The organism is Kitasatospora sp. NPDC056531, from assembly GCF_042794375.1.
In the GTDB taxonomy this organism is placed as follows: Bacteria; Actinomycetota; Actinomycetes; order Streptomycetales; family Streptomycetaceae; genus Kitasatospora.
The window spans coordinates 1-20,703 of record NZ_JBHTTU010000050.1 but is presented as its reverse complement, the minus strand read 5'-3'; the positions used below and the strand labels follow the sequence as shown (position 1 = coordinate 20,703).

At 72.6% G+C, this 20,703-nt stretch carries 13 protein-coding genes; 5 read left to right on the top strand and 8 right to left on the bottom strand.

Going from position 1 to position 20,703, the window contains the following annotated elements:
• Positions 1–29 precede the first annotated feature (29 nt).
• Positions 30–1,934, bottom strand: a complete 1,905-nt coding sequence (dxs, locus tag ACFQ87_RS30920) for a 1-deoxy-D-xylulose-5-phosphate synthase (RefSeq protein ID WP_380614156.1) — start codon at positions 1,932–1,934, stop codon at positions 30–32.
• Between the two features lie 258 nt (positions 1,935–2,192).
• Positions 2,193–3,371, bottom strand: coding sequence for an ROK family protein (locus ACFQ87_RS30915; RefSeq protein WP_380614155.1), 1,179 nt, complete (start codon positions 3,369–3,371; stop codon positions 2,193–2,195).
• A gap of 392 nt (positions 3,372–3,763) precedes the next feature.
• On the opposite strand from ACFQ87_RS30915, the gene ACFQ87_RS30910 reads away from it, so the two are divergent.
• Positions 3,764–5,545 (top strand): PQQ-binding-like beta-propeller repeat protein, encoded by a 1,782-nt coding sequence (locus ACFQ87_RS30910; protein WP_380614154.1) that lies wholly within the window; start codon positions 3,764–3,766, stop codon positions 5,543–5,545.
• Positions 5,546–5,733: 188 nt separating this feature from the next.
• Complete coding sequence (gene pepN, locus ACFQ87_RS30905; RefSeq protein ID WP_380614153.1) at positions 5,734–8,313, top strand: aminopeptidase N; 2,580 nt, start codon at positions 5,734–5,736, stop codon at positions 8,311–8,313.
• A 103-nt stretch (positions 8,314–8,416) separates the two neighbouring features.
• Here the strand turns inward: pepN and ACFQ87_RS30900 are convergent, their stop codons facing one another.
• Positions 8,417–8,641, bottom strand: a complete 225-nt coding sequence (locus ACFQ87_RS30900; protein WP_380614152.1) for a hypothetical protein — start codon at positions 8,639–8,641, stop codon at positions 8,417–8,419.
• Positions 8,642–8,715: 74 nt separating this feature from the next.
• The gene (gene malQ, locus ACFQ87_RS30895; protein ID WP_380614151.1) at positions 8,716–10,854 is read right to left on the bottom strand and encodes a 4-alpha-glucanotransferase; all 2,139 of its coding nucleotides are present in this window, start codon (positions 10,852–10,854) and stop codon (positions 8,716–8,718) included.
• A 353-nt stretch (positions 10,855–11,207) separates the two neighbouring features.
• Between malQ and ACFQ87_RS30890 the strand changes: the two genes are divergently transcribed.
• The gene (locus ACFQ87_RS30890) at positions 11,208–15,185 is read left to right on the top strand and encodes a beta-N-acetylglucosaminidase domain-containing protein (protein WP_380614150.1); all 3,978 of its coding nucleotides are present in this window, start codon (positions 11,208–11,210) and stop codon (positions 15,183–15,185) included.
• Positions 15,186–15,333: 148 nt separating this feature from the next.
• On the opposite strand, the gene ACFQ87_RS30885 is transcribed toward ACFQ87_RS30890, so the two are convergent.
• On the bottom strand, positions 15,334–15,978 hold the full coding sequence (locus ACFQ87_RS30885; RefSeq protein ID WP_380614149.1) for an HNH endonuclease: 645 nt from the start codon (positions 15,976–15,978) through the stop codon (positions 15,334–15,336).
• Between the two features lie 490 nt (positions 15,979–16,468).
• On the opposite strand from ACFQ87_RS30885, the gene ACFQ87_RS30880 reads away from it, so the two are divergent.
• Positions 16,469–17,620, top strand: a complete 1,152-nt coding sequence (locus ACFQ87_RS30880; RefSeq protein WP_380614148.1) for a mechanosensitive ion channel family protein — start codon at positions 16,469–16,471, stop codon at positions 17,618–17,620.
• A 258-nt stretch (positions 17,621–17,878) separates the two neighbouring features.
• Here the strand turns inward: ACFQ87_RS30880 and ACFQ87_RS30875 are convergent, their stop codons facing one another.
• From ACFQ87_RS30875 to ACFQ87_RS30865, 3 genes are all read right to left on the bottom strand, one after another.
• The gene (locus tag ACFQ87_RS30875) at positions 17,879–18,460 is read right to left on the bottom strand and encodes a hypothetical protein (RefSeq protein WP_380614147.1); all 582 of its coding nucleotides are present in this window, start codon (positions 18,458–18,460) and stop codon (positions 17,879–17,881) included.
• A 270-nt stretch (positions 18,461–18,730) separates the two neighbouring features.
• Positions 18,731–18,928: a DUF397 domain-containing protein gene (locus ACFQ87_RS30870; RefSeq protein WP_380614146.1), complete on the bottom strand. Its 198-nt coding sequence runs from the start codon at positions 18,926–18,928 to the stop codon at positions 18,731–18,733.
• 13 nt (positions 18,929–18,941) lie between these two features.
• Positions 18,942–19,793, bottom strand: a complete 852-nt coding sequence (locus ACFQ87_RS30865; RefSeq protein WP_380614145.1) for a helix-turn-helix domain-containing protein — start codon at positions 19,791–19,793, stop codon at positions 18,942–18,944.
• Between the two features lie 188 nt (positions 19,794–19,981).
• Between ACFQ87_RS30865 and ACFQ87_RS30860 the strand changes: the two genes are divergently transcribed.
• Positions 19,982–20,335, top strand: coding sequence for a hypothetical protein (locus tag ACFQ87_RS30860; RefSeq protein ID WP_380614144.1), 354 nt, complete (start codon positions 19,982–19,984; stop codon positions 20,333–20,335).
• Positions 20,336–20,703 lie beyond the last annotated feature (368 nt).

The following is a 20,703-nucleotide window of genomic DNA, read 5'->3' as shown; positions in this document are numbered from 1 at the left end:
TTCCCGGGGCCCGTTCCGCCGGGCCGTTCTCAGGCCTCGACCGGAGCCGCGTCCAGCTTGGCGACCAGGGCGGTCACCTTGCGGGCGATGTCGGGGGCGTTCAGGCCGATCTCGGCCAGGATCTCGTTCCGGCTGGCGTGGTCCAGGAACTCCTGCGGGATGCCGAAGTCGCGCACCGGCAGGTCCACGTCCGCGTCCCGCAGCGCCTGCGCGACGGCCGCGCCGACGCCGCCGGTACGGCCGTTGTCCTCGATCGTGACGACCACCCGGTGCTCGGCCGCCAGGCCCGGCAGGGCCGGGTCGACCGGCTTGACCCAGCGCGGGTCCACCACGGTGGCGGTGATGCCCTGGGCGGCCAGCAGGTCGGCGACCTCCAGGCTGGTGGGGGCCATCGCGCCGACCGAGACGATCAGCACGTCGGCGCGGTGCGCACCGCTCGGCTCCTCGGCGACGCGCAGCACGTCCATGCCGCCGACCCTGCCGACCGCGGCGACGGCCGGGCCGACCGTGCCCTTGGAGTAGCGGACCACGGTCGGGGCGTCCTTGACCTGGACGGCCTCGCGCAGCTGGGCGCGGACCTGGTCGGCGTCGCGCGGGGCGGCCAGCCGCAGGCCCGGGATGACCTGGAGGATCGACATGTCCCACATGCCGTTGTGCGAGGCGCCGTCCGTCCCGGTGACACCGGCCCGGTCGAGCACGAAGGTGACGCCCAGCTTGTGCAGGGCGACGTCCATCAGGACCTGGTCGAAGGCCCGGTTGAGGAAGGTCGCGTAGACCGCGAACACCGGGTGCAGACCGTTGGTGGCCAGGCCCGCCGCGCTGGTGACGGCGTGCTGCTCGGCGATGCCGACGTCGAAGATGCGGTCCGGGAAGGCCTTGGCGAAGGGGGCGAGGCCGACCGGGTGGAGCATCGCGGCGGTGATGGCGACGATGTCCTCGCGCTCGTGGCCGAGCGCGACCATCTCCTCGCCGAAGACCGAGGTCCAGTCCTTGCCCGAGCTCTTGACCGGCAGGCCGGTGTCCGGGTGGATCACGCCGACGGCGTGGAAGCGGTCCTCGTCATTGTTCTCGGCGGCGTGGTAGCCGCGGCCCTTCTCGGTGAGGCAGTGCACGATCACCGGGCCGCCGAAGCCGCGCGCCTTGGTCAGCGCGGACTCCAGGGCGGTCAGGTCGTGGCCGTCGATCGGGCCGATGTACTTGAGGCCGAGGTCCTCGAACATGCCCTGCGGGGCGATGAAGTCCTTGAGGCCCTTCTTGGCGCCGTGCAGCGTCTCGAACAGCTGCTGGCCGACCACCGGGGTGCGCTGCAGCGCGTCCTTGCCCCAGGACAGGAAGCGCTCGTAGCCCTGGGTGGTGCGCAGCGTGGCGAGGTGGTTGGCCAGGCCGCCGATGGTCGGCGAGTAGGAGCGCTCGTTGTCGTTGACGACGATGACGACCGGAAGGTCCTTGGCGTCGGCGATGTTGTTGAGCGCCTCCCAGGCCATGCCGCCGGTCAGCGCGCCGTCGCCGATCACCGCGACGACCGGGTCGTTCTTGCCCAGCAGCTGGTTGGCCTTGGCCAGGCCGTCGGCGTAGGAGAGGACCGTGGAGGCGTGCGAGTTCTCGATCACGTCGTGCTCGGACTCGGCGCGGGACGGGTAGCCGGACAGGCCGCCGCTCATCTTCAGCCGGGAGAAGTCCTGGCGGCCGGTGAGCAGCTTGTGGACGTAGCTCTGGTGGCCGGTGTCGAAGAGGATGCGGTCGCGCGGCGAGTCGAACACCCGGTGCAGCGCGATGGTGAGCTCCACCACGCCGAGGTTGGGGCCGAGGTGGCCACCCGTCTTGGAGACCTCGGTCACCAGGAAGGTCCGGATCTCCTGGGCCAGTGCGGCCAGCTGTCCGGGCGTGAGCCGGTCGAGATCGCGCGGTCCCCGAATGCGGGTCAGCAGGGCCACCCGTTCCTCCTCGTTCAGTGTTCACGGACCGCGGACGGTCCGACGGGCGTCGCTGCCCGGTCCGGCGGCAGGCCGGCGGTCGCGGTCGGTGCCGACCGGTCGAGTCTAATGTCCGCTTACCGGGCACCGACCGGCGCGCCCGGTGCCACCGACGGGTTACCGCCATTCCGGGAGGTGGGGCCGGGGGCGCGCGTCAATGCGGCGTTGACGGATGGGTGTTCTGATCGGGCGGGCGGGCCGCCGTCCACCCGGGGGCCCTCAGTGGCGGCCGAGGGCGCCGGACTCCCCCATCTCGCTCATCACCAGGGCCAGCGCGCCGAGCACCTCGGCCCGGCCGCCGAGGGTGCCGGGGACGACCGAGAGCTGGCGGGCGGCGCTGGGGATGGCGTAGCGGGCGACCGAGTCGCGGATCGGGGCGAGCACCAGCTCACCGGCCTCGGCGAGGTCGCCGCCGAGGATCACCCGGCGGGGGTTGAGCAGGTTGCACAGGGTGGCCACGCCCGTGCCGATCTGCCGGCCGGCGTCGGCGATCACCCGGCGGCAGCCGAGGTCGCCCTGGTGGGCCAGCTCGACCACCCGGGGCAGGGTGAGGTCGGGGCCGAGGGTGGAGCTGAGCAGCGAGAGCAGGTAGCGGGAGCCGACGAAGGTCTCCAGGCAGCCCCGGTTGCCGCAGCGGCAGACCGGGCCGGCCTCGTCCAGGGTGATGTGCCCGATCTCACCCGCGGTGCCGCCCGGACCGCGGTAGATCTGGCCGTTCACCACCAGTCCGGCGCCGACGCCGCTGGCGATCTTGATGTACGCGAGGTCGCTCAGACCGCGGCCGGCGCCCCAGACGAGCTCGCCGAGCGCGCCCAGGTTGGCGTCGTTGTCCACGTGCACCGGCATGCCGAGCCGCTCGGCCAGCTCCCGGCCCGGGGCGATGCCCGTCCAGCCGGGCAGGATCGCGGTGGAGCCGAGCGCGCCGGTCTCCACGTCGATCGGGCCGGGCACGCCGAGGCCGACGCCGATCACCTTCTCCGGGCGGAAGCCGGCCTGCTCCAGCAGTCGCTCGACCATCGCCTCGGCCCGGTCGAAGCCCTGCGCGGCGGAGACGTCCACGTCGATCGGGGCGCTCTCCTCGGCCAGCACCCGGTGCGCCAGGTTGCCGACCGCGACCCGCAGGTGGGTGTGGCCGAAGTCGATGCCGACCACGATGCCGGCGTCGCCGCTGAGCGAGACGCTGCGGGCGCGGCGGCCGCCGGAGGAGGTGTCGGCGACCACGACGGTGCCGCTCTCCTTCAGTTCCCGGACGATGTTGGAGACGGTGGCCGCGGAGAGGCCGGTGCCGCGGGCGATCTCGGCCTGGGTGAGCGAACCGGCCATCCGCACCGCCCGGAGCACCCGCTCCAGGTTCGCCCGGTGCAGGGACGACTGCGAGCCCGGTGTGTCCGTCGACATGATCCACCCTCCCAGGGCGGGGATCCCTCTGTCGGGTGTCCCCTTCAACTCCTGAAGCCTACGGCGCGGGGGTCTGTTGTGCGGGGGTGGCTCTCGGGAGGGTGGGTGGCGGGGGGCGCGTCCCTCTCGCTGGAGGGGAGGGAGGGGTGAAGGGGAGTTGCCGGGGGTGGGGTGGTGCGGGTGGGGGTGTGGGGGGCGCGCGCTGGTGAGGGGGGCGGGGTGGCCGTGGCGGCGGCGTGGGTGGCCGGTGAATGTGTTGCGCGGTCAGGGCCCGTCGGGGCGGGGTTCGGCGGTCCTGGCGACGGCCGAAAACCACCCACCACTAGCATGGTGCCGAATCTCACCCGTCCCACCGCGCCGCGGACGGTACCGGCAGGGGGACGCTTCCAGACATGACGGGGAATCAGATGGCAGGGGATCACCCTACGCCGGGCGCGGGCGAAGTGCCCGGCAGTGGCCCGCAGGAGAACCGGGGCGTCTCGTTCGGGCGCCCGGCAAACGGCGGCGTGGATCCGGCCGCCGTCGCGGACCAGATGACGCAGCTCGACGGCTCGGCCGTTCCGGGCCAGGCCGGACCGCCGGCCCAGCCGCCGGCACCGCCCGCGCAGCCGCCGGGCGGCGTCGACTACGCGGCGTACGCACCGACCGCGGCCGGCATCCCCGCCCAGGCCCCGCCGCCGCCGGGCGGTGCGCCGATCGGCCCGTACGACCCGGTGCCCGGCGGCTCGTCCGGCGCCGGCTACGCCACCCCTGACTACAACGCCGGCGGGTACAACTACCAGCAGCAGCCCGGGTACACCTACCCGGGTGCGCCGGCGCCCGCGCAGCGCAACCCCGTGATGCTGTGGGGCGGCGTCATCGGCGGTGTGCTGGTGGTCGCCATCGTGATCGCACTGGTCGTCCTGCTCAAGGGGAACCCCAAGCCCAACCCGGGGCCGGTGGCCGGCCCGGGCGGCACCACGACCAGCACCTCCAACAGCGGCAGCACCACCGTCGGCACCAGCGGGGACACCACGCCCGCCCCGGGCAAGGAGACGTTCAAGGTCGCCTGGAACGCCGCCAAGCCGCAGGACTCGGACACCAGTTCGCAGCTGCTCGGGGTCTGGGGCGCCGGTCAGACCGCCGTGCGCGCGGACAGCACCGGCATCACGGCCTACAACCTGTCGGACGGCAAGCAGGCCTGGAACATCCCGGTGCCGTCCGGCTCCAAGGAGCTGTGCACCGCCTCCTACTCGCACAACTCCAAGAACATCGTCGCGGTCTCCTTCAACACCGGTGACTACGACTGCTCCACCATCGGCGCCGTCGACATCTCCTCGGGCAAGCTGCTCTGGAGCGTCAAGGCCACCGCGGACCGGCTGTCCTCGCCGACGCTGAGCGTCACCGACAAGGTGGTCGCGGTCGGCCCGGTCGGCGCGCTGAACATCGACAACGGCCAGCCCGTCTGGCAGCTCAAGGGTCGCGGCAAGGACTGCACCGTGTACGGCGCCACGGCCGGCTCGCAGATCGCGATCACCGACCGCTGCTACGACGTCAGCCCGAAGTCGGTGCTGCAGATCGTCAACGCCGAGACCGGCCAGCCCACCAGCTCGCCGATCACCCTCACCGGCACCATCGAGCGCATCGACAAGGTCGTCAGCACCCAGCCCCTGGTGGTGCTGATGACCGGCGGCCCGAACGGCGACTACGTCCTGCCGTTCGACAAGGACAACAAGCCCGGCAACCAGATGTCGACCAAGGAGGCCGGCTCGGACAGCCTGCGCCTGTCCGGCCAGTCCGACGCCATCAGCAGCAACGTGGTCAGCGGCACCACGCTGTACGTCCAGACCACCGGCAGCAAGTCGGGCATCAACGCGTACGACCTGAACACCGGCAAGCGCCTCTGGTCCACCACCTCCTCGTCGGACAGCAACGACATGCGCCTGGTCTCCGGCACCACCAAGGACGGCAAGGTCCGGGCGATCGTCAGCCAGGGCTACGACAAGCCGGCCAAGCTGGTGACGCTGTCGCCGAACGACGGCTCGATGAGCGACATCGGCACCATGGCGATGCCGGACGGCATGGACATCGGGATGAGCATGTCGGAGTACTTCGTCACCGACGACAACAGCGCGATCATCGCCTACCGTCGCGGCAGCAGCTACACGTCGCCGATGACCAAGTGGTCGAAGTGACGGCTGCGGCGACACCGTTGGTGACGCCGGACGTGGTCCCGGGGGTCTGACCCGGGGCCGCGGGCACTCGTCCGGGCGGGGCGGGCACGGGCTTCGGCCCGGGTCCGCCCCGCCCGCGATTTTCCGGTAAGCCCGACCGTTGGGCATGCGAGGATTCGGTCCATCAGCCTGACAAAGGAGTGCAGCGAGTGCCCGGCACCAACCTGACCCGCGAGGAGGCCCGCACCCGGGCCGACCTCCTCCGGGTGGACGCGTACGACATCGAGCTCGACCTCGGCTCGGCCCGCGAGGGTGGCACCTTCCGGTCCACCACCGTGGTCCGGTTCACCGCCAACACGCCCGGCGCGGACAGCTTCATCGACCTGGTCGCCCCCAGCGTCGAGGAGATCACCCTCAACGGCGCCCCGCTCGACCCGGGCAGCTTCGCCGACAGCCGCATCCCGCTGCCGAACCTGGCCGCCGAGAACGAGCTGCGCGTGGTGGCCACCTGTGCCTACACCAACACCGGTGAGGGCCTGCACCGGTTCGTCGACCCGGTCGACGGCGAGACCTACCTGTACACCCAGTTCGAGGTGCCGGACGCCCGCCGGGTCTTCGCCAGCTTCGAACAGCCGGACCTGAAGGCCACGTTCGCGTTCACCGTGACCGCCCCCGAGGGCTGGGTCGTGGTCTCCAACGCGCCGACGCCGGAGCCGGTCGGCGAAGGTGCCACCCGGGTCTGGAAGTTCGAGCCCACCGGCCGGATCTCCACCTACATCACCGCGCTCATCGCCGGCCCGTACGTGGGCGTCTTCGACGCCTACGAGAACGGCGAGCAGCACGTCCCGCTGGGCGTCTACTGCCGCCCGTCGCTGCGCGAGTTCCTGGACGCCGAGGCGATCTTCGAGGTCACCAAGCAGGGCTTCGACTACTTCCAGGAGAAGTTCGACTACGCGTACCCCTTCCCCAAGTACGACCAGCTCTTTGTCCCGGAGTTCAACGCCGGCGCGATGGAGAACGCGGGCGCCGTCACCTTCCGCGACCAGTACGTGTTCCGCTCCAAGGTCACCGACGCCGCGTACGAGTCGCGCGCCGCGACGATCCTGCACGAGCTCGCCCACATGTGGTTCGGCAACCTCGTCACCATGGAGTGGTGGAACGACCTCTGGCTGAACGAGTCCTTCGCCACCTTCGCCGAGGCCGTCTGCCAGGCCGAGGCGCCCGGCTCCCGGTGGCCGCACTCCTGGACCACCTTCGCCAACCAGATGAAGACCTGGGCCTACCGGCAGGACCAGCTGCCGTCCACCCACCCGATCATGGCGGAGATCAACGACCTGGAGGACGTCCAGGTCAACTTCGACGGCATCACCTACGCCAAGGGCGCCTCGGTGCTCAAGCAGCTGGTGGCGTACGTCGGCCAGGACGCCTTCTTCCAGGGCGTGCAGGCGTACTTCAAGCGCCACGCCTGGGGCAACACGCGCTTGAGCGACCTGCTCGGGGCGCTGGAGGAGGCCAGCGGGCGCGACCTCAAGGCCTGGTCGAAGGCCTGGCTGGAGACGGCCGGCATCAACGTGCTGCGGCCGTCCGTCGTGTTGAACACGGACGGTGAGATCGAGTCGTTCGCGGTGTTGCAGGAGGCCCCCGCGCTGCCGGCCGGCGCCAAGGGCGAGGCCGTCCTGCGGCCGCACCGGATCGCGGTCGGCCTGTACGAGCTGGCGGACGGCGCGCTGGTGCGCACCGACCGGGTCGAGCTGGACGTCGACGGCCCGCGCACCGAGGTGCCGGAGCTGGTCGGGCGGCACCGGCCGGCCGTGGTGCTGCTCAACGACGACGACCTGTCGTACGCCAAGATCCGGCTGGACGAGGACTCGATGGCCGTCGTCACCGAGCACCTCGGCGGCTTCACCGAGTCGCTGCCGCGCGCGCTGTGCTGGGCCTCCGCCTGGGACATGACCCGCGACGGCGAGCTGGCCACCCGCGACTACCTGTCGCTGGCGCTGTCCGGCATCGGGCGGGAGAGCGACATCGGCGTGGTGCAGTCCGTGCAGCGCCAGGTCAAGCTGGCCCTGGACGCCTACGCCGACCCGGAGTGGCGCGAGCAGGGCCTCGCCCGCTGGGCCGCCGCCGCCGAGGAGCACCTGCGCGCCGCGGAGCCCGGCAGCGACCACCAGCTGGCCTGGGCCCGCAGTCTCGCCGCGGTCGCCCGTACGGACGGCCAGCTGGGCCTGCTCGCCGGGTTGCTGGACGGGTCGGTGGAGGTCAAGGGCCTGGCGGTGGACACCGAGCTGCGCTGGACGCTGCTGACCCGGCTCGCGGCCACCGGGCGCGCGGACGACTCCGCGATCGCCGCCGAGCTGGAGCGGGACAACACGGCGGCGGGCCAGGAGCACGCGGCCACCTGCCGCGCCGCCCGGCCGACCGCCGAGGCCAAGGCGGAGGCCTGGGCCTCGGTGGTGGAGTCGGACAAGCTGACCAACTACGTCCAGGAGGCCGTGATCGCCGGCTTCCAGCAGTCGGACCAGCGGGAGCTGCTGGCGCCGTACGCGGCGAAGTACTTCGCCGCCGTCAAGGGCATCTGGGAGACCCGCAGCCACGAGATCTCGCAGCAGATCATCGGCGGGCTGTACCCGTCGCTGCAGGTGTCGGCCGAGACGCTGGCCGCCACGGACGCCTGGCTGACCGAGGCCGAGCCGGCCCCGGCGCTGCGGCGCCAGGTGGTCGAGGCGCGGGCCGGGATCGAGCGCGCGCTCAAGGCCCAGGCGGTGGACCGGGCGGCGGGGGCTCGCTGACCGGGTGTCGGGAACGCCTGAAGGGGCGCCGGACGGGATCGTCCGGCGCCCCTTCGGGGTTGTGCGGGTCCTGGTGGACGCTGGGTCCTGGTGGACGCGACGGCTACTTCTTCTTCTTGCCGTACGGCATGCCCGCGAGGGCCGCGATGACGGCGAAGGCCACGAGCGGGATCAGCACGTACAGGCCGATGGTCTGGCCGACGCTCAGGCCAGGACCCGGGTCGTCACCGTCGTCCCTGGTGAGGGCCATGGCGGGCGACGACAGCAGCATCATCAGCGTGACCGTTGCGCAGACCGCGCCGGCTCGCAAAGCGTTCCTCTTGTCCACGTTTCCAACTTACCCGCCGCTTATGGGAGGGCGCGCGTCGGGGTCGGCCTTCCGCTCCGCGGGGCCCGTCCCGGTCAGCGGCCCTGGTCGCGCGGGCAGGGCGGGGCGAGGAGGTGGGCCAGCAGGCGGGCGGTCGGGACGGCGGCCAGACGGTCGAGGGTGACCGGGTCGCCGACGCCGTCGGCGACCGGCAGGCGCCAGTTCGGGTACTGGTCCCAGGTGCCGGGCAGGTTCTGCGGGCGCGGGTCGCCGACCAGGTCCGGCAGCCACACCCCGACCAGCTCCGCCGGGGTCGCCCGCAGGAAGCGGTACAGCACCGGCATCGACAGCGGCTCGCCCGGGGTGAGCAGCCCCAGCGCGGTCAGCTCCGCCCGCCAGTCCGCCAGCTCCGTCGCCGCCTCCTCCTGCTCCTCCCCCAGCGACCGGGCCAGCAGGCCCAGCCGGTGCCGCAGCTCGACGTGCTCGCCGGAGAGCCGGGCCGCGGTGCTCGGCAGGTCGTGGGTGGTGAGGGTGGCCAGACAGCCGGGCCGCCAGCGCTCCGGGGCGAGGATGCCGCCGTTCGACTGCCAGTCCCGCTCGAACCAGAGCACGGAGGTGCCGAGGATGCCGCGCGCCGCCAGCTCCTCCCGGACGCCCGGCTCGACCGTGCCCAGGTCCTCGCCGATCACCGGCGTCCCGGCCCGGTGCGCCTCCAGGGCCAGCACGCCGAGCATCGCCTCGGAGTCATAGCGCACGTACACGCCCTCGGTCGGCGGGTGCCCGGCCGGGACCCACCAGAGGCGGAACAGGCCCATCACGTGGTCGATGCGCAGCGCACCCGCGTGCCGGGTGGTCGCCCGCAGCAGCTCCGCGTACGGGGCGTAGCCGGCCGCGGCCAGCGCGTCCGGGCGCCAGGGCGGCAGGCCCCAGTCCTGGCCGTGGGCGTTGAAGGCGTCCGGCGGGGCGCCGACCGAGATGCCGCCGGCCAGGACGTCCTGGAGGGCCCAGGCGTCGGCGCCGTCGGGGTGGACGCCGACGGCCAGGTCGTGGATCAGGCCGACCGGCATGCCCGCCTCGCGGGCGCTGCGCTGGGCGTGGGCGAGCTGCTGGTCGACCTGCCAGGCGAGCCAGCGGTGGAATTCCACGCGTTCCTGGAGTTCCTTGGCGGCCTGCTCGACCTGTGGGCCGTCCGGGTGACGCAGGCCCTTCGGCCAGTGGTGCCAGTCGGGGCCGTGCGCCTCGGCCAGCGCGTTCCAGAGCGCGTGCCGGCGCAGCCACTCGCCCTCGCGCCGCTGGTACGCCTCGTACGCCGCCTGACGGCCTGGGCCGCGCGGCACCTCGTGCAGCAGCTCCAGGGCCTCCCGCTTGAGCGCCCAGACGGCGTCCCGGTCGATCAGACCGTCGTGGCCGAGCACCTCGTCGCGCAGCCGGGCGGCGCGGCGCGCCAGGTCGTCGGCCTGCTCCCGCTGTGCGGTGTTCAGGTAGGCGTACTCGGGGACGGCCTCGATCCGCAGGTGCACCGGGTCGGCGAAGCGGCGGGAGGACGGGCGGTACGGGGACGGGTCGGTGGGAGTGCCCGGGGCGCCCGGCAGCGCCTGGTGCAACGGGTTGATCTGCACGAAGCCCGCACCGAGCCCGGCACCTGCCCACTGGGCCAGCTCGGTGAGGTCGCCGAGGTCGCCCATGCCCCAGGAGCGGGAGGAGAGGACGGAGTACAGCTGGGCGAGGAAACCCCAGCTGCGGCCGGGGAGTTGGGGGAACTGCTGCGGAGCGACGATCAGCGGCGCTTCGGCCGTGTTGCCGTTGCTCTCCGCCTTGAGCGCGTGCCGCCCGAGCGGCAGGTCCGCGGGCAGCCAGTGCGAGTGACCGCGCGGCAGTTCCCAACTGCCCCCGCCCTCGAGCTCCACCCGCAGCCGGGCGTCGGCCGGCACGTCCAGCGCGGTGCGCCGCCCCTGCCGGACCACCACGCACGGCGGCAGCAACCGGCCCTGCTGGTCGGCCCGGTGACGCTCCAGCGCCTCCCGCACCTCCTCCGGCGTCCCGGCCGCCACCCCCAGTGCCGCCAGCACCGCCACCAGCGTCCGCGCCCCCACCGCCTGCCCACCCGGCCCCGGGTACCGCGCATCCACCCCGTACGCCTGCGCCAGCGCCACCAGTTCGGCCGGCGGTGGCGGCGCGTCCTGCGGCGGCACCTTCAGCCCGTCGGCTCCGTCACTGTCGTGGTAAGCGGCCACTCGCGGCTCCTGCGATGTCTCGGCAACGCCCGGTCAGGACTCCCAAGTCCTACCCGGGTGACGACCCGACCACGCTGCGCGACACGACCGTACGGGGCGGATCGCGCCGGACCGCCACGGTTCGATCGGTGCGGATGTCGGTCGCGCCCCTCTTCCCCCCTTCCCAGAGGTCCCGGCTGACGCATCGCCGCACGGTGTCGCCGATTCCGGCCGTCGCGGGCGCCCTCGGACCACGGGTTGGGGGGCCGGAGGAATCCGGGCAAATTCGACATAGCCGTCGACGACGTTGACACCGGGTTGGGTAGCTGGTGGGGTTGCTCGCGTTGTGGTCCAGGCCTGTCGAGGAGGCTCCTGTGCAAGCCCGTGTGTCCGTTGTGGCCGGGCGGCGGCTGCGGCTGCAGTTGGAGCAGAGTCCGGCGCTGCGGGAGGTGCTGCAGCATCCGGCGGCGCTGAGTGCGCGGCGGGCCACCGCGCGGACCTGTCGTCAGCTGGCGCCGAAGACCGCGGACCGGCTGATCGCCGATCTGAAGGGGACGGAGCCGCTGTTGGCATCGGTGCGGGCGGAGCGTGCGGCGGGGCGGCCGGGGCGGCGGGCGATGCAGATCGCGGCCGGCGTCGCGGCCGCGGCGGTGGTCGGCGGGCTGCTGGCCGGGCCGATGCCGTCGGCGGCGTACGCGGCGACGCCCGGGCCGGACGTGGTGAGCAGCGCGCCGCAGACGCCGCTGGGCAGCATGACGAACCCCCAGGTGTTCCCGCACCCGCAGGAGCAGACCGTGGCGGGCAAGGCCGTCACGGTGCCGGCCGCGGTCACGCTGGTGCCTGCGCCCAGGGTGGACCGGGGCGCCGTGGACGCCGTGCGCGAGGTGCTGGCGATCGCCGGGGCCACCTCGGTGACCCCGCAGCCGGACGGCGGGACGCCGGCCGCCGGCTCGCTGGTGGTGTACGTCGGTGGGGCCGCCGAGGACGCCGGCGGCGAGGTGGACCGGACGCTGCGCCAGCTGGCCGTCGCGGCCGGCTCCAAGGACGGCGCCGCGCCCTCGACCGAGGGCATGACGGACGGCGGCTACGTGCTGTCGGCCGGTCAGCTGCCCGCCCAGGGCGGCGGGACGTACGGCGCGGTGGTGCTGGCGGGCGTGGACGCGGCCGGCACCTTCTACGCCGCGCAGAGCCTGCGCCAGCTGCTCGCCGCCGTACCGGCCGGGCAGGGCCAGGGGCCGGGCGCGGCCGGGCTCGGACTGCCCGGGATCGCGCTGCGGGACTGGCCGAGCGGCGCGGCGGTGCGCGGCACCGCGGAGGCGTTCTACGGCACCCCGTGGACCGCCCAGCAGCGGCTCGACCAGGTCGACTTCCTGGGCCGCTCCAAGCAGAACTTCTACCTCTACGCCCCCGGTGACGACCCGTTCCGGCTGTCCCGCTGGCGCGACGCCTACCCCGCCGCGCAGCAGTCGGAGCTGCGCGAGCTCGGCGACCGGGCCCGGCAGAACCACGTCACCCTCGGCTACGCGATCGACCCGGGGCAGTCGCTCTGCTTCAGCTCCGACGAGGACGTCAACGCGCTGGTCTCGAAGCTGGACGGGCTGCGCAAGCTCGGCTTCACCGCCTTCCAGCTGCAGTTCCTGGACGTCAGCTACGACGAGTGGCACTGCGACGACGACCACGACGCCTACGGCAGCGGTCCGGCCGCGGCCGCCAAGGCGCAGGCCGCGCTGGTCAAGAAGGTGCAGGACCGGCTGATCGCCAAGAACCCGGGCCTGGCGCCGCTGTCCATCGTCCCCACCGAGTACCACAAGCAGGGCACCACGCCGTACCGCAAGGCGCTGGCCGACGCGCTGCCGAGCGGTGTGCAGGTGGCCTGGACCGGCGGCGGGGTGATCCCGGAGAAGATCACCGGCGCCCAGACCTCCGACACCGGCAGCCTGTACGGGCACCCGCTGGTCACCATGGACAACTACCCGGTCAACGACGCCAGCCCGGACCGGCTCTTCCTCGGCGCCTACACCGGCCGCGAGCCGGAGGTGGCCACCCGCTCGGCGGTGCTGCTGACCGGCGCGATGCAGCAGCCGGTGGCCTCCCGGATAGCGCTCGCCACGGCCGGCGACTTCGCCTGGAACCCGGTCGGCTACAAGCCCGACGACTCCTGGCAGGCCGCGGTGCGCTCGCTGGCCGGGCCGACCGGCGCCGCCGCCACGCCCGCCGGATCGGCGCTGTCCGCGGTGACCGCGCTGGCCGGCAACAGCACCTCCTCGCCCCTGTCCAAGCAGGAGTCCGGCTACCTGACGCCGCTGCTGGACCGGTTCTGGGCCGCCGCCGAGCCCACCTCCGGCGCCACCCCGGACCTCGCCAAGCTGATAGAGGCCGCGGCCCCGCTGCGGGACGCCTTCTCGGCGATGGACACCGCCCAGCAGACCCTGTCCGGCACCCAGGCCACCGCCCAGCTGGCCGCCGAGGCCGGACCGTGGCTGGGCCCGTTGCACGACTACGGGCTGGCCGGGCAGGCCGCGCTGGACATGCTGCTGGCCCAGAAGGGCGGCGACGGCGCGGCGGCCTGGAAGGCCCGGGTGCAGCTCAACCGGCTGCGCGCCCAGCTCTCCCAGTCCCCGGCGACCATCGGCGCGGGGGTGCTCGCGCCGTTCCTGGACCGCGCGGTGCGCGCCGCCGACAACTGGTCCGGCGTGGTCAGCGGCGGGGTCACCCCGACCACCACCATGGGCACCGCGCACGACCACCTGCCCGCACTGATGACCGACGGCCAGGCCGACACCTTCTACTGGAGCTCCGCTCCCCCGCAGCCCGGCGACTCGGTCGGCGTGGACCTGGGCGCCGGCCGGCCGATCACCGGTGTCACCGTGCTGATGGGCGGCTGGGGCAACGGCCCGGACGCGCAGACCGCCGTGGACGACTACATCCGCGACGGCGTGCTGGAGTACAGCACCGGCGAGGGCGGCTGGAAGCAGCTCACCGTGGTGAAGAACCAGAAGACGGTCAGCGCCCAGCTGCCGCCGGGCACGGTGGTACGGGCGGTACGGCTGCGGGCCACGGCCGCGCAGAAGACCGCCGTCGCGGTGCGCGAGTTCACCGTCACCGCCCCCGACGAGGCCCCGGCGAGCGTCTCCGGCGGGCCCGACGCGCTGCCCGGCTCCTCGGCCGCGGCCGTGCTGGACGGCAACCCGGACACCGCGTACCGCGCCGCCAATCCGCCCACCGCGCAGGACCAGCCGCTCACCGTCGAGCTCGGCAGCGCCCGTCCGCTGGACCGGCTGACCGTGCTCACCGACCCGACCGTGCACGCCACCGCCACCGTCGCGGTGCGCCGCTCCGACGGCACCTGGACGGACATCGGCACCGTGCAGCCCGGCTACAACGAACTGCCGGCCGGCGGACAGCTGGCCGATGCCTTCCGGCTGACCTGGAAGCCCGGCGGCGACCCGCCAGTGGTCAACCAGGTGATCCCCTGGTACGCGGACGTCCCCGCGGCGCGGCTCAGCCTGGCCGACCCGGCGCTGGACGTGATCACCGGCGCGGCCTCGCCCGCCAAGACCCAGGCCACCGTCGAGGCCGGCCGCCCCGAGGGCACCGCCGGCGAGCTGCGCGCCGAGGTGCCGGCCGCCGCCAAGGGCCTGACCGTGACCCCGGCCGGCCCGGTGACCGTGCCGCGCGGCGGCCGGGTGGGCGTGCCGCTGCTGGTCACCGCCGCGCCGGGGACGCCGTCCGGGACGTACCAGGTGCCGGTGTCGTACGTGGCGGGCGGCACCACCGTGAAGCAGGTGCTGCAGGTGCACGTGGTGCCGCCGACCAGCGGGCAAGACCTGGCGGTCGGCTCGACGGCGACCTCCTCGGGTGACGAGACGCCGTCCTTCCCGGCCTCGGCGGTCGCCGACGGCGACCCCAAGACCCGCTGGTCCTCGCCGGCCAAGGACGACGCCTGGGTGCAGCTGGCGCTGCCGCAGCCCGTCCACCTGGGCGCGGCGGTGCTGCACTGGCAGGCCGCGTACGCCTCCTCGTACAAGCTCCAGGTCTCGCCGGACGGCAGCACCTGGACGGACGCGGCGGCGGTCGACAACGGCAAGGGCGGGGACGAGACGGTGCGCTTCGACGCCTCGAACGTCCGGTTCGTCCGGATGCAGGGCGTGGCGCGGGCCACCAAGTTCGGCTACTCGCTGTACGGCATCGAGCTGTACGCCGTCACCGCGCCGGCCGTCCCGCCGCAGCCGCCGACCACCCCTCCGACCCAGCCGGGCCAACCCGGCCAGCCCGGCCAGCCCGGCCAGCCGGGCCCGGGGCAGCCGGGGGTCGCGGCCACCACGCCCCCGGCGGCGCCGCCGAAGCAGTAGCGGCCCGGCGAGCGGATCCGAAAGGCGAGCCGGGCCAAAAAAAGGGGGCGAAACGCGGCGGGCCGCCGGGCTCCCCAGTGTGGGGGGGCGCGGCGGCCCATGAGGCGCGTACCGACGCTATGACGGGCGGGCCCTTGTGGTGCTTCGGTCAGGCGGAGAGCGGTTCGGGCTGCTCGCCGCGGCGGACGGGGGCGGGGTGGGCGCCGTGCGCCCGGCCGATCGGGACGGAGTGGTTCGGCTCGGTATGGTCGTGGTGCTCGTACTCGCCCCACTGCGGGGCGCGCAGCTGGTCCGAGCCGCCGTAGGGCTCCAGGTAGGGCCGCCAGCGCGGGTCCTTGATCCCGGTGCCGATGATCCGCCAGGCGAGGCCGCTGGGCGGCGCGGGCGGGCGCTTCATCCGCCAGCCGAGTTCGGTGAGGTGGCGGTCGGCCTTGGTGTGGTTGCAGCGGCGGCAGGCTGCCACCACGTTGTCCCACCGGTGCTGGCCTCCCCGGCTGCGCGGGATGACGTGGTCGACGCTGGTGGCGGCGGCCCCGCAGTAGACGCAGCGGCCGTGGTCCCGGGCGAACAGCGCCCGGCGGGTGAGCGGGACGGGCCCGCAGAAGGGGACCCGCACGAAGCGGGTCAGTCGGACGACGGACGGCGCCGGAAGGGCGCTGGTGGCGCTGTGCAGAGTGACTCCCGAGTCCTCCAGGCTGACCGCCTTGTGGTTGAGGACCAGGATGAGTGCGCGGCGCATCGATACGACGCCGAGTGGCTCGTAGGACGCGTTGAGGACCAGGACATGCGGCACGGATGCCTCCTTGGACGCCTGCGGCGCGTGGCTCGCGCCGGGACGAGCGGTTGGATCGCACAACGAGTGCGCGATCTCCCCCAGTGTCGCCTTACGCCTTTGTACGGCGCCACCACTCCTGTGTAACGGACCCGACATGAACCCCGGGTGTGGCTTGTGTCATACCCGGTATGCCCTGGGAAAGGTCGGGTTGCACCACGGCGGCGCCGGGGTGCGGCACGGTGTCCCGCCCGGGGGACGGCTCGGCCGGTCGGAGCAGCGCCCTGGCCCGTACGGCGGCCTGCCTGGGCCGTTCGGGGTCGGTCCGGGTGGCGCGGGGGCGGTGCATAAGGGGAGCGCACCGGGGCGTTGACGGGGCGTCCGGGATCTTCCGTACGCCCTTCGGCGTGTCCGGGCGGGTGTTCGGCAACGGCTAGGCTGAGTCGCACGGTCCGCGGGCCGCTTGCGGCGGCGCGGGCCCGTCACGCCCCCAGCAAGGAAGGTCCCGCACGTGTTCCGCTCCGGCGCCACCGGTCTGACCGACGCGTCCTCGACGCTCTCCACCCCGACGCCGGCGCCCTCCCCCACCGCGCCGGAGCTGCCACAGCTGCACATCCCCACCAGTGCGCAGGAGGTCACCGACACCACCAAGCAGGCGGCCAGCTGGTTCGACACCCACTGGCAGAGCTGGCTGGCGGGCGGTCTGCGGATCGTCTTCATCGTCGTGCTGGCGATGGTCCTGCGGACCGTGGTGAACAAGCTGATCACCCAGCTGATCGCGCGGATGGCGCGCAGCCACGAGCACCGGGAAGAGAGCCGGCTCGGCGGGCTGCTGGCCAACCACGGGGTGGTGAACCCGGAGCGGCGTCAGCAGCGGTCGGAGGCGATCGGCTCGGTGCTGCGAAGCATGGCCTCGTTCAGCATCCTGGGCACGGCGGCGCTGATGGTGCTCTCCGCGCTCGGGGTGAACCTGGCGCCGCTGCTGGCGAGTGCCGGTGTGGCCGGTGTGGCGATCGGTTTCGGCGCCCGCAACCTGGTGACGGACTTCCTCTCCGGAGTCTTCATGATCATGGAGGACCAGTACGGCGTCGGCGACGACGTCGACACCGGGGTGGCCACCGGCACGGTGCTGGAGGTCGGGCTGCGGGTGACCAAGCTGCGCGGCGCCAACGGCGAGATCTGGTACATCCGCAACGGCGAGGTGAAGCGGATCGCCAACATGAGCCAGGGCTGGGCGACCGCCTCGGTGGACGTGCAGGTCGGGTACAAGGAGGACCTGCAGCGGGTCGAGGACCTGATCCAGGAGACCGCCGAGTCGCTGGCCAAGGAGGCGCCGTACGACGAGCTGGTCTGGGCGCCGGTGTCGATCCTGGGCGTGGAGTCGGTGGCGGCGGACTCGGTGATGGTGCGGGTCGAGGCCCGGACGGCCCCGGGCAAGGCGCCGGTGGTCTCCCGGGCGCTGCGCCAGCGGCTGAAGTCGGCCTTCGACCGGGCCGGGATCAAGGTCAAGGAGGAGGCCACGACGGTGGCCGCCGGGGTGGCGATCGCCGAGCCCTCGCCGCCGTCGGCGCTGTCCGATCCGACCTCGCCGCGCTACCGGGCGGCCGAGCCGATCCCGCTGCCGAAGCCGCCGGTGGACGACCCGACGATCGCCAAGCCGTAAGCGGGACGGGGGTACCGGATCGGCTGAACACACCTTCCCTACCGAGGGACCGGCGGGAGGTTCGTGAACGTGCGCAGAGCCTGATCACGCGCGCGGAAGCCGAAGCTGATGAGGGGGATGCTCCAGGTGGCGCGGATGCACGCGCTGGTGTGCGGTGAGCCCGTGCACAGCGTCCCGGAGGTTGGGGAAGTCCTCCGCCCACCGGGCCGGCGTCCGGGCTGTGGTGCGGGACCGGAGCCATGAGGTCCACTGACCGCTTCACCGGCGCAGCACCGCGCCGCCTGCCGCCGATGCGTCGGCCTGGCCGATCAGCATCTCCACCCGAGCGAGTGCGGCCTGCGTGGACTCGACCAGCCCGGCGTCCCCCTTGGCGATCCGCAGCCGCAGCGCTTCTTGGAGATGGGCCTGGGCATCCGCGAGGTCGCCGCGCTCCATGAGGTGCTTACCGGTGTGCTGAAGCGCGAAGTCAACCAGTTCCGGGTGCTGGCTTCGCGCGGTGTTCAGGGCACTGCGGTAGAGCGCGTCCGCAGTCTGCACGTCACCGGCGTAGCGGTGCGCGTCGCCGAGGTTGAGCCCGGTGGCGACGACGGCCCGGATGTTGCCAATCGCTGCGGCCAGGTCGAGCGACTGCCGGAGGAGCGTACGGGCCTCCTCGTGATGGCCCAGGCACATCTGGCCGATGCCGATCCACCTGGTCAGGACCCGAGCACGCGCGGGGTCGCTCTCCTCGGGCAAGGCCCGCAGTTCCTCGTGGAGTTGGCCGACCGCGGTGGTCAGCTCGTCGCGGTCTCTGGGGACCATACGCAGGTCGGCGTCTTGAGTGATGAGGTGCTGGAGCACCAGGACCCTCCCTCACTCGGTTCTGCTCAGCGTGGCACTACAGCTGGTCGGTGTGGTGACGCAGGTCGGCCAGCAGCTCCACCCCGTGCGGGGAGAAGTGCTCACGCAGGAGTTCGAGTTCGCGCATGAGGTAGCGGACGGCCGGCAGGCCCTCGTCGTACGCGCTCTGGAAGCTCGCGCGCTCGGTGGGCGTCAGGTCGTCGCGGCGCAGTTCGGTCCGGCGGAACCACAGCAGCTGGTTGTACGCGCAGGCGGCCCGGCCGAGGAGAATTACGTCGTCAGGTGGTCGAACTCGCCTTCCTTGATGCCGCGTAGGAGGGCGCGGAGTGTGTCAGGCGTGGTGGTGATGACAGTGTCGGGGTCGTCGCTCTCCCGGATCTTGATGTCACAGTCGACGGTTGTCGAGACGTATATGCAGTTGGCGGCGTCGCCGCTGTATGAGGACTTCTGCCAGTCCTGAACGGCCATGCGCGGTCCTCTCTCAGATGCTCTGGGCGATACGGCGGATGAGGTCACGGGATGCGTCGGGCTTGAGTGCACTTGCTGCCAACCGATCCATCACGGCTCGATATTTGATCAACTGCGGCTCGGTGTCGATGAACTCAGACCTGTCTCCGTCGACCTGAACACTGTCCAATCGCGCGACCTCGGCGTTGAAGTACACGATCCCGGCGCCGGAGCTCGGGTAGCTGCCGGTGCCGAACGGGATCACCCTCAGGTCGATGTGAGGTTGCTCGCTCGCGGTCAGCAGGTATTCCAACTGCTCCCGGGCAATCTCCGGGCCGCCGAAGCCCATTCGCAAAGCGGCCTCGTGAACGACGGCCGACAGCGGGATCGGCTGCTCGCCGTAGAGCACCGCCTGCCGTTTGATGCGATGGGAGACGAGGTGTTCCACTTCCGGCGGCGAGAAGGGTGGGACAACATCCCGGAAGAGCGCGCGAGCGTGTTCCGGGGTCTGGAGAAGTCCGGGGATGTGAATAGCTGAGGCGATCCGCAGCGACTGGGCGTGGTGTTCGAGTTCGGCCAGGTCGAGCGCTCCGGCCGGCAGGATCTCGCGGTACTCCTCCCACCAGCCCCGCGTGCGGCCACCGGTCATGCGGGCCAGCGCGTCGATCAGGGCTTCGTCCGCACAGCCGTAGAGGCGCGCCAGGGCTCGTACCCGATCCGCGCTCACCGGGTATCCCCCGGACTCGATGTTGCTGATCCGGGACTGCGGGGTGCCGTGCAGTTCCCCGGCTCGCGTGACCGACAGCCCTGCTTGCTCGCGCAGCCGACGCAGCTCAGCGCCGAGTCGCCGCTGCCGGATGCTCGGCGGAATCTTGCTGGGCGGCATCCGCTGTCTCCTCTCTCTCAACCGACGTCGTCGGTGCCGTCACCCTTTAGGGTGACAGTGATATGAATTCCTTGGCGGCGGTGGACTACATACTACCGACTGGCTATTTTTGATCCTGCGTCAGGGACGGTCGCTGCCCGTGGTGGCGGCAGCGTGGCGTCCAACTCCCGTTTACGTAGGAGACTTCCATGACCGCTACGCCCTCGCCAAACCCCCGCCCGGTCACGCCTGGGTTGGCGGCCAACCCGACCTTCGACCAGGAGCCGTGCGAGCTCGTGCTCGACACCGCACCCCGGCTGTTCGCCGTCGTGCAGGTGTGCGGCGACAGCCCTGCGGATGCCGACGGATGGGTCGCGGCCTGGGGGCTCGTCGACAATGACGGGCCTACACATGTGATCAGCATCGACGGGCGGGCGCGAATGACCCTCGCATCTCCCGAACGAGCCCTGCGGCACTTCGCCGGGCGACCGGGGATCACCTCTCGGCTGGTCTGGCTCGCGCAACCGGGTGCCGCTGGGTTGGACCGAGCCGAAGCCGCCTGACCTCCAGCCTGCTGACGCGCCTGTCGGCGGAGGAGCAGGTGCGAGGGGGGCGCGAGGGATCCGGCGGGCTCGGATCTTGGACGCGGGCCCGCCCGGTTCGCTCCGGTCACTTGCTTTCCCCTGGTTTCGGGCGGCCCGGCCACTGTCGGCCGGGCCGCCCACCCATCGCGCTGATTGCTGGGTCGGGCCGGGTGGGAACACTCCCTTGGCTGTGGGATGGGTGGGTGGGGCGCCCAACGACGCGGGCCCGCCCTTCTCATCCGTTCCCTATTCGCCCTGCATTGCGCTCCGTTCCGCCGCGATCGCGATCGCGGCGGAACGGAGAAGGAACTGTGATTGACCCACAGCCTTCCCGCCCTATGCGCAGG

What these genes read in the sequence shown, in the direction of transcription:
- ACFQ87_RS30910 (WP_380614154.1), top strand. Translation starts at nt 3,764, where the DNA reads ATGACGGGGAATCAGATGGCAGGGGATCACCCTACGCCGGGCGCGGGC.
- ACFQ87_RS30870 (WP_380614146.1), bottom strand. Translation starts at nt 18,928, where the DNA reads ATGGCCGTTCAGGACTGGCAGAAGTCCTCATACAGCGGCGACGCCGCC.
- ACFQ87_RS30865 (WP_380614145.1), bottom strand. Translation starts at nt 19,793, where the DNA reads ATGCCGCCCAGCAAGATTCCGCCGAGCATCCGGCAGCGGCGACTCGGC.
- ACFQ87_RS30915 (WP_380614155.1), bottom strand. Translation starts at nt 3,371, where the DNA reads ATGTCGACGGACACACCGGGCTCGCAGTCGTCCCTGCACCGGGCGAAC.
- ACFQ87_RS30860 (WP_380614144.1), top strand. Translation starts at nt 19,982, where the DNA reads ATGACCGCTACGCCCTCGCCAAACCCCCGCCCGGTCACGCCTGGGTTG.